The 13,450-nt window shown below is 44.6% G+C and carries 8 protein-coding genes; 5 read left to right on the top strand and 3 right to left on the bottom strand.

The window, feature by feature from the left end; translation table 11 throughout:
• Positions 1-134: 134 nt before the first annotated feature.
• The 5 genes from QUA02_RS31420 to QUA02_RS31400 all read left to right on the top strand — a co-directional run bounded on the left by QUA02_RS31420 (position 135) and on the right by QUA02_RS31400 (position 7,716).
• Entirely contained in the window at positions 135-1,538 is a 1,404-nt protein-coding gene (locus QUA02_RS31420; RefSeq protein ID WP_333033574.1) for a hypothetical protein, read from the top strand.
• Between the two features lie 32 nt (positions 1,539-1,570).
• On the top strand, positions 1,571-3,343 hold the full coding sequence (locus QUA02_RS31415) for a ferritin-like domain-containing protein (protein WP_333033572.1): 1,773 nt from the start codon (positions 1,571-1,573) through the stop codon (positions 3,341-3,343).
• A 36-nt stretch (positions 3,344-3,379) separates the two neighbouring features.
• Complete coding sequence (locus tag QUA02_RS31410; protein WP_333033571.1) at positions 3,380-4,720, top strand: radical SAM/SPASM domain-containing protein; 1,341 nt, start codon at positions 3,380-3,382, stop codon at positions 4,718-4,720.
• Between the two features lie 168 nt (positions 4,721-4,888).
• The gene (qhpG, locus tag QUA02_RS31405; protein WP_333033569.1) at positions 4,889-6,310 is read left to right on the top strand and encodes a flavin-dependent monooxygenase QhpG; all 1,422 of its coding nucleotides are present in this window, start codon (positions 4,889-4,891) and stop codon (positions 6,308-6,310) included.
• A 26-nt stretch (positions 6,311-6,336) separates the two neighbouring features.
• Positions 6,337-7,716 carry a C45 family autoproteolytic acyltransferase/hydrolase gene (locus QUA02_RS31400; protein ID WP_333033568.1) on the top strand — a complete coding sequence of 460 codons (1,380 nt, stop codon included), beginning with the start codon at positions 6,337-6,339 and terminating at the stop codon, positions 7,714-7,716.
• A 440-nt stretch (positions 7,717-8,156) separates the two neighbouring features.
• On the opposite strand, the gene QUA02_RS31395 is transcribed toward QUA02_RS31400, so the two are convergent.
• The 3 genes from QUA02_RS31395 to QUA02_RS31385 form a co-directional block, all read right to left on the bottom strand.
• Positions 8,157-9,584 carry an ATP-dependent DNA helicase gene (locus tag QUA02_RS31395; RefSeq protein WP_333033567.1) on the bottom strand — a complete coding sequence of 476 codons (1,428 nt, stop codon included), beginning with the start codon at positions 9,582-9,584 and terminating at the stop codon, positions 8,157-8,159.
• Between the two features lie 209 nt (positions 9,585-9,793).
• The gene (locus tag QUA02_RS31390; RefSeq protein WP_333033566.1) at positions 9,794-11,035 is read right to left on the bottom strand and encodes a hypothetical protein; all 1,242 of its coding nucleotides are present in this window, start codon (positions 11,033-11,035) and stop codon (positions 9,794-9,796) included.
• Between the two features lie 318 nt (positions 11,036-11,353).
• Positions 11,354-13,075 (bottom strand): IS1634 family transposase, encoded by a 1,722-nt coding sequence (locus QUA02_RS31385; RefSeq protein ID WP_333033564.1) that lies wholly within the window; start codon positions 13,073-13,075, stop codon positions 11,354-11,356.
• Positions 13,076-13,450 lie beyond the last annotated feature (375 nt).

The following is a 13,450-nucleotide window of genomic DNA, read 5'->3' as shown; positions in this document are numbered from 1 at the left end:
TTGCCCAACAATAGCTCAAAACCTCTGCCCTAGTATTTCTGAGTATTTATACTCATCGCAAAAGTGACACGCTCCCAGATGGCTCTCTGTGTCCTGGCCTACCTCAGTCGATTCGCTTTCGGGATGGCAAGTCCTTGCGACCTGTTGCTCCCTTCTTTGAGTTGTGGGTAACGGTTCAGTCAGGCAAGGATGGCACGATTAAGGAAGTGCCCCTGACCTTAAATTTACTAGCCGAGTTGGGCGCTTCCACTGAAAACATTCGGTATCGGATAACAGCAGGAAACCGGAAAGCTTCCTTCCGCACGGGCGATCCCGCTTGTTCCTACACCGCAATGGTAGAAGTGGCTGGCCAGGATTGCAAGCGTTACCCCCTGCTAGCATACAGCCGTCACACTGCGGGTCAAGCACCTCTAGTTTTGAAAGACCATCCCATTCCTCTGGGTCACTTCCAAGTCATGCGTCCGACTCCCGAAACCAAGTTGGGGGTAGACTTGAGTCAATTGCGCGTTCGCTTCACTCCTGCTAAAGGAAAAGTCTACGGCCCGCCAAGCGCGATCGCAGGTCCAGCTTCTAGGTTACCCCCCGGTGAAGCAGCAGCGCCTCTTTCAGAAGCGGGTCGCGTTTATGAAATTGTACCGCCAGAAAATCGCATCCTCAACGAAAATACGGTGTGGTCAAAGTATATTTTGGGACAAGAATACGACGATGCTTTACCCTCCGATAGTTATGACGGCGCGAATGTGGGGGATAACCGTTCCTGGGGAGTGGTGGATGACAGTTGCGATGCCGTTATTGAAGCTTACCTGGCGATCGCCTCCGAGCGCTACGTTGCTACGGCGCGGGTCTTGGTCGGCCCACCGGATTTTGCTCCGGATCGCCGTCCCTTTTACTCGATCGCCGATGACCTCGCCGACCGGGATCTGGATTCAGTACAGGTAAATAAAGACACCGAGCAAGTAACGGCAGAAGAAATTCAAGATTTATTCCACCGCATCTATGAAACCGTAAGCTTGATGAGTCTGGATTCAGCACGCACCCGTTCGATTCGGGAAAATGATTCAGACGACCAAAAGCCTAACTTTCCGGGTATGCCCCAAATCGACAAACGCAGTTTGTCGGGGGAAGATGTTCCTTATGTCGATAAAAGCCCAGATTTGCTGATTTCTTCAGCCCCTCAAGAAGAGAGCATTAGCGTTAAACGCGATCGCTTGCCCTATAAAGATGTCGCTCATTTCGTTCACACGCCCCTCACCGATATTGATACCCTAATCCATTTTTTCCGCAGTCATCAAAGGCACATCGAGCGGCTGATCCGTCCTCCCTTCGGTCATTTCCACCAACTAACAGATAATCCGCCACCGAATTCTGAACCCAACCCAGATTTCCGCGACCCTCGCATTTTACGCGACAAACTCTACGATATGCGGATGCCGCCCTATATGCGCGACTCAGATGAAAATCCTCTATCTCTGACTCGACGGCAGTATGAGGAATTGATGGCATTGGTAAAACTGTTGAACGAACCGCAAGCAAAATAGCGGTTTTAAATCGAACCAAGAAGGGAGTTGTCATGGCTGAAGAAAATAACACAGCAAAGAAAATTTTTCCTCGCAATTTAACTGCGAGGGCTGCCTATCAAGTAGCAGGCAATCCTGTCACTACCCGCTTGGAATCTGGGGTAGGTAACTGTTATCCGGGGTTGGAAATGCACGTTCCTGCCCTCGATCGCCGATTTTTTCCAGGGCTGCTGTTTACCTTTGTAGACTTGGCTGATAATTCACCTCCTTATACCGAACCCGGGCGGCGAGGAGCAAAGCTAATTTATGTCGATCTAACCGATCCAGAAATGAATCGCAGCAACCCTAAAGTTGGGCAACTTTATCAAGAATTATCTGGAGATAAGGGAACGAAACTTGCTACGGGAACCTGGTATCTGCACTCGATCGAGCAGGACGAAAAAGAATTTTTCATGTATGAATATAGCAGCGAAGATGTCGTTGATCGCACTCCCTTAGAAGGTTTAGTAGTCTGGCGTTTAGTCAGTAGCTTAAAACCAGAACCTGCTGCTTTGAAAATTAAATTGATCCGGCGCGATAGCGACTCCCCATCATTCATCGAATTGACAGCATGGCGGCGGCGTTACGTCGATGCGAAAACAGGAGTTATTGACCTTGCTTACTCTCCCGGTGAATTAGGACAGAGTTTGTGTTCCCCTTGGACCCATGATTTTCGCGATTGTGCTTGTCATTATTGGGCTTCTAATCATCCAGATGTCGTGTATGGTGCGATCGCTGCCGATGAAGAAATCCTGCCCGATGGCGAGTCAGCTAATCCCATTAAAGCCAATACTCCCATTGACTGGTTGCGCGAAGATCGATCGCCCTCTGGTACAGTAGCGGCGATGAATACGATCGACAAAAATCGCCCTTTCCAGTTCGACCATTTCCAAATTAACCAACGCTGGGAAGAGTTAAATATTGTCTTGCAGGGTCATGAAATAGGAGAAACTTACCAACCTCAACTCCGCGAAGCTGACCCCGATCCATTTAGTTCTCCTGCAGAATTGGCAGCCGAACTGCGAGAGAAATTAGCTCCCTTAGAAATGGCTCTGGCTTTGGAATATTTGTATGCTCGTTATTCGATTAAAACACCTGAAGAAATTGAAGGCGAAGTCTGGCCTACTCTCAAGTCAGATGTCACTTTCATGCGGCATTTTCTGATGATGGTAGCAGCAGGTGAAATGACTCACCTACGCTGGGTAAACCAATTGCTTTGGGGACTTTACCAAGCTGGATTAATTGAGTATTACCAACCCGTTTTGATCCCAGCTACCGAAATCCCGATCGGTCGCCATGACAAGCCGCGCCCCAGACAACTCCGTCGCCTCACTCTAGAAACGCTAGATGACTTTATTAAAGTCGAAAAACCGAGCGGATTTATTGAAGGAGCTTACGCGCGGGTTATTGCCACGTTGCGCCAACCTCAATATGAACATCTGAATCATTTATACGAACTGGCGATCCGGATTGACACCGACGGCGTACAGCATTTCAGCCAGTTCCACGATATTAAGAAGGCTCTAAAAGCCTACCCTAAAGATAGATCCGATCTTTACCTTCGCCAGGTTCGAGTAGGAAGGCAGGATGAGGCTCGTGAAGCCCTAATATTGTATAACGACATTATCCTTCCTCAACTATACAAAGCCTACTCTAGTTTCTCTGACAAACACTTTCACGCAGGTGGCGAACAGACTCATTCTGCTAGGGAGGCGATGACTAGGCTGAATCAAATTGGCGATGAAATGGCACGTCAGGGCATTGGTATTCCCTTCTGGGAAAACTAATTTTAGGTTGGGTTTTCTACTTTTTTTAAAATCTTTATGCACCTTAATTACTTGAGTAATAGTTCGGAAGTATTGTCAAAAATTCATTTTTTTGACACAGAATATGGCTTACATATGCTGATTGCCGATGGCTCTCAAGTTTATGGAATAGAGCCAGAATTGCAACAAGAAATAGAGGCCGCAGCCCAACAAAATACCGATACCGTCGATCGCCTTCTCCAACAATACGGATTGACTGCCAAAACCTTTATAGACGGTCAACCGTTGTCACAACCGCCATTAAAAGCACTGTCCCTCGCTGTTGCCCAGAAATGTAACCTAGGATGCACTTATTGTTACGCCCAAGAAGGCAGTTTCGGGGGGTTTGCCAAAAATATGTCTTGGGAGGTGGCAAAAGCGGCTGTGGAGCGATTATTTGAGGAAGCGCAACCCGAAGAGCGCGTGAATCTCTCTTTTTTGGGAGGAGAACCTTTAGTAAATCGTCAATTAATTCATGCTGCCACTCAGTTAGCTTTTGATTTATCCCAAAAAAGAGGTGTGAAAATTGGCTTTTCAATTACCACGAATGGTACTTTGCTTGAACCAGAGGATGCAGACTTTTTTGAGCGGTATGGATTTGCCGTAACAGTAAGTTTGGATGGTGTGGGGGAAGTTCACGATCGCACCCGTTCGTTCAAAAGTGGCAAAGGCAGTTACGAGCGAGTCATGGCTAATATTAAACCGTTACTATCCCAGCAACGACAAATGCAAGTTTCCGCCCGCGTTACGGTAACACCTAAAAATTTGTACCTGCGAGAAACCTTGGAGCATTTTATCGGTTTGGGATTTCACAGTATCGGCTTTTCTCCCATGCTGAGTTCGCCAACAGGACGCGAGCAAATGGAAACAGAAGGTCTCCAAGTGATGCTCGCACAAATGATTGACTGCGGGCAAGAGTTCGAGCGGCAAACAATTGCAGGAAACCGCTATCCCTTTGCCAATATAACTTCAGCAATACAACAAATTCATCGAGGCACTCATAGACCCTACCCTTGCGGTGCAGGTGCAGGATATATGGGGGTATCTGCGGAGGGCAATCTCTCTGCTTGTCATCGCTTTGTCGATGATGAGGCTGGTTTTATGGGCAGTCTGAAAAACGGCATCGATCGAGAAAAACAAGATCGGTGGTTGGCAGAAAGACAAGTCGATCGTCAAGAACCTTGCAATAGCTGTTGGGCGCGTTATTTGTGCAGCGGTGGATGCCATTATGAGGTGATTCATCGCGGTAGACCTGCTTGCGATTATATTCGGGGCTGGTTGCATTTTTGCTTGCAAACTTACGTCAATCTATTAGAAAAATGTCCGGCTTATTTTATGGGCGATCGCATTCCTATTTGAATTAACAGGACTTAGGCAAAAAAACCGGGATTCTATGAAAAATCTTCGCTTGGGAATTAGATATTTATGCAGAAACTAAGTTTCTAGGTTCCTAACGCAGAGGCAAAGAAAGCGGATTTATTGAGACAATTTTTAAGCTAAAATCCAAACTCTCAAATCTCAAATCGAATGACTGCTAATTTCCCGATTGAAACCGAAGTTTGTGTGGTGGGCGGTGGGCCTGCTGGTTCTAGTATTGCTCGCAGGCTGGCACTTTTAGGTCACAATGTTTGTTTGATCGAACAAGCGGCGTTTCCTCGCCCCCACATCGGGGAGTCTTTGCCGCCGTCTATTATACAGGTGTTTGAATTGTTGGGGGTGCGATCGCTAATCGAAGCAGCGGGTTTTTTGAGAAGCCATCGCGCGCGAGTTCGTTGGTCAAGTACCGACAATAGTTGGCAATCGCACCCCGGAGAATCTGGGTTTCAGGTCGATCGCGGTCGATTTGACCAGTTACTATTAGAAGCAGCCAAAGAAGTCGGGGTACGTGTTTTGCAACCGGCACGTGTCTCTCGTCCCCAACGGCAAGGACAATATCAATGGTTGGTTCCCGTTCGTTCGGGCGATCGCCACTACACCATCAAAACACGGTTTCTGGTTGATGCGACGGGAAAACACAGCCCCCTATCTGGGAAAAAACAGCGTTATTCTGCGGCGACATTGGCATTGTACGGTTATTGGAAAAACACCAGTTTTCATGGTGCAGAAAGTCGCGTGGAAGCAGGTGCAAATGAATGGTTCTGGGGCGCATATTTACCAAATGGTACTTTCAATGCAGCAGTTTTTCTGGATAAGCAGCGGTATGCCCAAATAGGAGGGGATAGGCAAAAATTCTATGAAGATATGCTAGCAAAAACTACTTTATTCCCCGAGTGTTTGCAGGGCAAGTTAGAAACTCCGGTGCAGCTTTGCGATGCCTCGTCTTATTTTACCACAGATCCGATAGGGCTAGATTTTATCCGAGTTGGTGAAGCGGCACTTTCTATCGATCCGTTGTCTTCCCAAGGTGTACAAGTGGCAATGATGTCTGCTTTTACTGGCAGCATTGCAGTACACACAATTTTAACCCAGCCAGATAGCACCGATGCCGCGATCGCTTTTTACCGCGACCGACAGAGAGAAACCGTTGATCGCAATCAAAAAACAGCGGCCCAATTTTATGCCGAACAAGATATTTATCCTGCTACTTCTTTTTGGCAAAGTCGCGCCCATAAGCCCGCGATCCAAAACCTAACTGAATGGCAATTGAATACTTCTCTCTTTAACCTCAACAGTCGCATCCAGTTGTCGCCTGCGGCAAAACTGATGCTTGCGCCTGTCATCCAAGGGAATTTAATTGAGAAAGTTAAAGCCTTGCACCATCCGGGATTAGATCGACCTGTAGCTTATTTGGGAAACGTTGTGATCGCCAGCTTCCTCGAAGAATTGGTTGCCGGACAAACTGTCTTGGAACTGATGCAAAAATGGTCAAAACAGCAAACTTTGCCGATTTGTTGGCAATTGCTGCAATGGTTTTGGTCTCAACATATTCTCGTACCGCTTTGCCCCTGACCTATCTCTTATAAAAAGGAAAAACAATGACTTTCACTCGCGATCAACTCAATCAAACCGAACAAAACTACTTATCAAAAGCCTATCGCTTTGAAAGATCGGGTTGGATATTTTTACATATTGAAGGTGCTCCATTTGAACGAGGGTTTCAGCACGGCTATTTACTTGCAAAAGAGCTAGACGAAGCCTTGAAAACGATTAAATTTACCAGTAAATGGGATACAGGAGATACATTTGATTTCTTTGAAAATGCAGCAATAGATCTCTACGATCATTGGTTAAACAAGGACGAGTTAGGTGGGGAATTTAAAACTGAGCTTGAGGGAATTGTAGCTGGAGCTTTGAAGGCGGGTGTAGAAATTTCCTATCCAGAAATTTTAGCTTGGAACGCTAATATAGAACTGTTGGGTGATTGGTGGCCCCAACATAAAAATACACAACCCGGAGAATTCCTGCGAGGTCATCACTGCAATTCCTTCATCGCTACCGGTGACAAAACAACCGCAGACGGTGGAATTGTTCTAGCTCACAATACTTGGGATACATACATCAACAGTAACTCCGCCAATATCGTCATGGATATTCATCCAGATCGGGGAAATAGCATTTTAATGCAGAGTGCGCCCGGTTTTTTGCACAGCGGTACTGACTTCTTTTTAACAGGTATTGGAATTATTGGTGCCGAAACCAGCATTGCTGGATTTTCTGGATATGATGAAAAGAAAGCTCCTGAATTTTATCGAGTCAGAAAGGCAATGCAATACGCCCAAAGTCTTGATGAATGGATGGAGATAATGCAGGTTAATAATAACGGGGGGTATGCCAATAGTTGGTTAATTGGAGATATTCGCACGGGAGAAATTGCGCGGCTAGAATTGGGATTAAAATATGTCGGTATCACCCGCAAGCAAGAAGGATACTTCTGGGGATGTAATGTTGTCGAAGATCCGAGAATTCGCAATCAAGAATGCGATAACGTAGGGTATTCCAACCTACTCCAAAGTGGTGGGCGTCGGGTGCGTTGGGAGCAACTTCTGGCTGAGTATTGCGGGAAAATTAACATTGAATCTGCAATGGCAATGATTTCCGATGATTACGATGTTTACCTCAAAGAACACAATTCATCAAACCGCACCATCTGTGCTAGGTTCGATCGCGATCCTGCTGCCTTTAATCCTCTAGAATTCGGGCCTTACTATCCTTATGGAGCTAATGATGGTAAAGTAACGGATAGTACGATGGCTAAACAAATGAGTTTCTTGGGTCGCTACGGACATCCGAACGGCTCAACATTCAATGCTAAACAATTTTTAGAAGAACAGCCTCAGTATGCTTGGCAAGGTGAGTTTCTCAGAGATAAACCTCATCAGCCGTGGGTAAATTTTTCCGCTCGTAACGAGGGATAGATTTAGCCAAAAAATGGTCGCTCTGCGTTTACAGTTATAGAAAACATTGCATAAGGGAAACTTAAATCTGTTAACAGATAAAAATTAGTAGCGGTCGATAGACAGTTTTCTGTTTTGAGTAAAATTTTATTGAGTCTTTAAACAGCAGCCCATGTTTTATTTGATATTAGGACTTACGCAACTGGCAGACTCCAATCGATTTGTAGGATGCGTCAGACTTTCGTTATAAGGCGATTATCAAGGGTTTGGGATAGTAGCGCACCTTACTAATTGTGCCAGTTACATAAGTCCTGTACTTGTAGGGTGCTGATGGCACACGTTACTACTACAGATAGTGTAAAGATTGATTCATGCAGCGTAAGTCCCGATGGAGAAGGTTTTTGAAAGTTGAGTGTTACTGGCTGTTTTCTAGAAACGTATGTGCCTGTTAGTTGAGGACTTTACCTCTTGGTTGAAAAGTTTACCTCTTGGTTGAGAAGTTTATTGTTTGAGTACAAGTCATTGGGGGCAACAAATAATATCCGATATCGGCAGCGGCTTGCACCGACATAATAAAGTCGATGGTACTCTTTAAGTTTCTGTTGCCTGCTCAAATCTTGACCGATTAACAATCTGCTGAAAAGGTCGCTTCCGTCAATACCAACTTCATCAAAAGTGCTGCCTTGCGAATTGTGAATTGTCAAAGCAAAGCAATTGTCAATTTCAGCAAACAAGTCATCTTTGAACCAGTAATATTTCCTCCAAAGAAATCCATTGCGTTTAGCACTCTTGAGCTTTTCTTTAAGTTCAGCCTGGTAGCGCTTATTTTCGGACTCGTGCAGGACAAAGATTTGCCGAAAAAGACCGTCATCAGTCACAATCTTTAGCAGCCAAACTCTATAGCCACAGTGCTGGTTAATCTCAACTTCCTTGACGGTAAATTCCGTTGAAGTCGGCAAAATTACAGTTTTGCCATCGGGTGCCATGACGGGCTTTTTGGTAATTAACCTCTCTCCCGGTACAAATCTGGGTGCAGCTTGACCGTAGATTTGTTCTCGGATAAGCTGATTGTGGTATTTGACTCGTTTGTTAGTCCAGCACAGAATTCTGAAGCGATCGGGATTTTGACTAAATTCTAGATCGATCGTTTTGACAGCATATTGTAGCAGCGTTTCTGATTTAACTTTGAATGCACCGTTTGACTTGTCTCCTTTTTTGTATTTAGAGTGTGGCAAAAATATGTCTGCTTTGCTATTGACAAAAGAGCGGCATTCTGTTATAAAATCGAGCACAGGGCTTTCCCCTGCTTGCCGGACAACTTTGGTCAGTACAGCTTTATTGGTAATGCTGAAAGCAGGCGACTTTTTTTCTCCTACAGGATTGAGTTGAGCGGGGTCGCCCATTAAAATTAGCTTGCGGTGATTGAAGAATGTGCGTTCAAAATTGCGTTCTATCCATTTCCACAATTCGCTTCCAACCATCGAACATTCGTCGAGGAAGATGATATCGTAGAGGTGAAGGCTGCTGGAACTTGTCTGTTCCAAAGCTTTTTCTTGTTCTTTTCTGACCATGCCTAATCCTAAAAGTTGGTGTATTGTCATAAAATCTACTCCGAAAATGCCTTGAGACGCTGCCATTTTTCTGAGGATGCCGACGGCTTTGTTAGTAGGTGCTGTGAGGGCAATGCGTTTGCTTTGACTCAAGAGTTCTTGGATAATTTGAAAGACGATTGTGGATTTTCCAGTTCCTGCATAGCCGCACAGCAAGAAGAATGACTCGGTAGTGGTTAGAAAGGTTCTCAATTTGTCGAGGGCTTGCTGCTGTTGCGGTTTGAGCGTGAAGGGAAATTGTGTAAGTTTTTGGGGTTGTTCGAGTAAGGTTTGAATCATTAGTTAGCGTCCGTTACTAATTTTATCAACCTCTGATTAAGCGTTAGCTTGACGGGGGAGTCTTTCAAGAGTAGGTTTTTTAGATTCCGGGCAAGGAAGATTCCTAAGTCTTGTTAATAAAACTTTTAAGATAAATAGGAAATTTTTCTGTTTTTTGTTCCAGCAAAAAAGCACCGTTTACACCCTACGGAGTGCTCGCTACTTCCCACTCATCTCCTAAATGGCATCCTTTCTAAATCAAGTTTAACAACTTTTTCCAGAGCTTCAAGACGCTTGTTTAATGTTTTATGTCGGGGACATTCTACAGCATACTCATATTTAGAACCTGTATGTTGCAGTTCATAAATTTGGCACTCAATTAAATTGCTCAAGTTGCCGACTAGCTTTTTGACAGGTATTAGCCACGCTTTAGCTAGTGCTTTAGTACGAAACCCAATCCAAGCTGTAAAGTAGGAGCCGTCTTCGCTAATTTGATAAGCCACATTGGGCGATAATTTAACAATAGGTTTGATGCGGGCAATACCCAAACCTTTGAGTTCTCTCAAGCTGTAACTTAGGAGTTCTCCGCTGTTCCACTGGATGTGAAATGGACGTGGCTCTTCAACGTTCAAGTGTTGGACTCTCCCCATTCGTTGAAATCCTTCTCGGTGCTGTAAAATGCAATCTCCCTCTCTAAATCCGTAGAAGCCTTGTTTCTTTGTTAGGTTTTCTAACTGCTGCTTCCAGGCTTCTTCCCAAGCTATGTCAAAGTCGAGAAGTTGGTAATTTTCTTCGCTCAATTGTTGAGCTATTTTTTCTTTTAACTGCTGTTTGTAGATTGGCATAGCGAATTCTAAAAAGTTGTCGGGTACTTCGAGAGCTAAATGCGTTTTAGCTCTGATTATGATATCGGTAACAGATAAATAGCTGGCGGCTTTTAATTGCTGGGGTGTCGGGATATCTATGGTACAAATTGTCGGGTAGCCGGGAAACAGGTTGATGGGAAAGTGATACAATTGGTCGAGAGCCGAGATGAGAATGTGGTGTTCGCTTAGCGATTCTACTTTGAAAGGAGTTGCGTTACTAAATTGTATCTGTTCGGAATTAGCGAGTAGGATAGTTGTGCAAGCTGGAAGTTCTCCCGCAGTATTTTGAGGGATAAACTGAGGAACGAGAGAGATTGTGAGGGCGCGGATTTCGTCGAGGTTATAAGTCCAAGAAAATGAATCTTCGCCCGAACTTGCGTCCCAAGTAATTGTCACAGGTTTTTCAGTTTGATTGAGAGAAGTAACAGTACCGTATTGGTTACCAGTTTTAACGATATCGTTTAATTTGAAGGGATGTTCTTCAGCAGGTGCATCCGCGAGAAAAGGAAAAATTACTGCAATCACTTCTTTAACTTGAGGGGAGTGCTGGCTTGCTGATTCAGGAAAGGTTTTGTGGGGGTTAATATTAGAATTCTTAGTATTCATAACGGTAAAAAGTTGGTTATCCCTTAACTTCTCCCGCTAGGGGTAGCTTTTAATTTAGAGGTTTCCTCAACCAATAGTTATTGCTTAAATTGCAGGAAATGACTTAGCTGTTGTTAGAGGGGAGGCTCAGTTGCGATCGCCAGCTATACTGGTATCACCCACATTTACGATCGCACAGCTATTAGTGTGAGTATATTTACTCATATAATTAGAGCTATCGGTACAAAATGCGATCGCTAGGTCGCGTCAATCAAGACTAGAATAACAAGCTATACACTTAGTACTGTGGGTTCGCTGAATTCAAGTCACATCAAAGATTTATGGCTTATGTAGACAGAGATGTAGCTGATAAAGACACTCTGGCATTTTCATTAGTCGCAGAATCTCTCGCTGGAGCTCGTTAAGCGGTGTAATGAAGAAAGAAGAATTGGGCAAAAAATAAAGAGTGAGGTGGCAAAAAGCGTGGAGTAGTTGCTCGGTAGAGGGACGAGCAGTCGCTCTCTTAGGATTACCATTGTAAAGACCAGCCAAAGACTGTTGATTGGTTTGAAGTGCCTGTCGAACCACAAACTCAATTAGGGTAAATACCCTCAATGCGATAGTCAACAGAAACATCAAGCCGGTAATCCGGTCTTGATTTTGGAAATAGATGGGTAGCGCAGGCAAATGACCACGTTTAACACGATGAAAACTGCGTTCCAAAAGCCATTCATCCCGATAGTAAATAACAGCTTGCGGAAGGGTGAGTCGTTCCGTGGAGGCATTGGTGACATACAATCTCCATCCCGCCAATTTTAACGCCTGTTCAATCGCCGTAGATTGTGGCTGAATGTGAAGTTGGATCTCAAGCCGAGTTATCTGCTGTGTTGGTGATTTGGCAGTGGGTCTTCCCCGTCCGATATAGCGAGTTTCCGTGATGGTTTCAGTCGCGGTCGTGACCACAAACAATTCTTTGACGCGGCAACGTTTGAGAATTGTCTCTACCTTCACCGAGAGTTGTTCGAGGTCATCGCCTGGTTTCGCAGCTAGTTTATTGAGGGAAGCAGTAGCTTGATCGATGCGCTGTTGTAAACCAATTATTGTCGCTCGTGCGAAGTCATCAGAGTAGACAACTAGATATCGCTCATTCCAGCGTACCCATTTGCCAGTGCCTGGATTTAACCAAAATTTACCCAACTCTACGTCAAATCCTTTTCCGACAGCAGGCTCAATCATATCCTGTCGTGGTAATCGAATCTCTACCGAGTCAGCAGGTGGAGCGAGCACCCATTGTTTGAGTAACTCTGGGTGTTGTCCAGTCATTGGTAGCGGGAAACAATAAATACCGCCTTCGTTGGCTATCTGGGCACGGGTGGCGATGGCTCCTGCCTTACAATCGGCGACCAAGACAAACTGGTTGTGACCAATGACTTTTGCCATCTTCTGCCAAGTTGGATAATAAATTGGATCGTCTGCTCCATTCCCAGCTAGAGTTGCACTTACCAATGGGATTCCCGCTGGGTCAAGAGTACCTAACATTTGACGATATTGGAGTAGGTCTGGTCGTTTGTCTTTAGAATGTCCATAGCGTAGCAAACTCTCGGACTCAGATTCCTGCTGTTGGTGATTCACACTAAAACTACTCGTGTCTACTCTTGCTACTTCTGTTGGTAAGTCATAAGCTCGGATGAGATGTTGCCCAATTTTTTCTTCTATTTGAGTGCAAGCCGATGTTTGTAAACCTAACTCTTCTACTACTCTGGCTAATCGGTCATCGCTAGTATCTTTCTCCCCAATTGACCAGCCTGTAACTGCTTCTAACACTTTTATGTGTTTTTTTACCCACTCTTCTACTGCGCTCAATCGATGATCTGCTTGGGTAATTATGTATGTTAATAGCAACACACTCAATTGCCCATAGCTCATTCCTTGATGGTTTCCGTGTGGCTTTGATAGACTTTTATCGATCCATTTAGCAATCTCCATCTGCTTGAGCCACTCTACGACTATTGGAATGTCATCAATTCGTTCGGAAGTTATTTCGACCGTTTCGTTTTTCATCCCATTTCCCTCTCCAGCAACTGCTCTCTAGCCTACCTCTCTTGGGTTATACTCTTTATCCAGTTACATAATTTCCCTATCCCTTGAGGCGTAAGAGTTTAATTCTTTTTCCTCTCCTCAAATCAGCGAACCGAGAGTTAGTACACTTTAACAAGCCTGCCTTTGACAATCTATCGAGTTAACAGCACCTAATTGATAAAAAATTCTCCCAGTTATCAGTTGCTTCTATAACTGGGAGAATTTGCGGGAAAGCCGATATATTCAGGACTTACGCAAAAATTGGCTTAACACACTACTCATAAGTAGTTAAACAAAATTAATTACATAAATAACTAATATGATATAATAAAAATATTAAGTGTATTTAAAGAGGCT

The organism is Microcoleus pseudofavosus SVA1_A4, assembly GCF_036700565.1.
Classification (GTDB): Bacteria; Cyanobacteriota; Cyanobacteriia; order Cyanobacteriales; family Microcoleaceae; genus Microcoleus.
The sequence above is the reverse complement of the archived record's forward strand: the minus strand, read 5'-3'. Positions and strand labels throughout refer to the sequence as shown.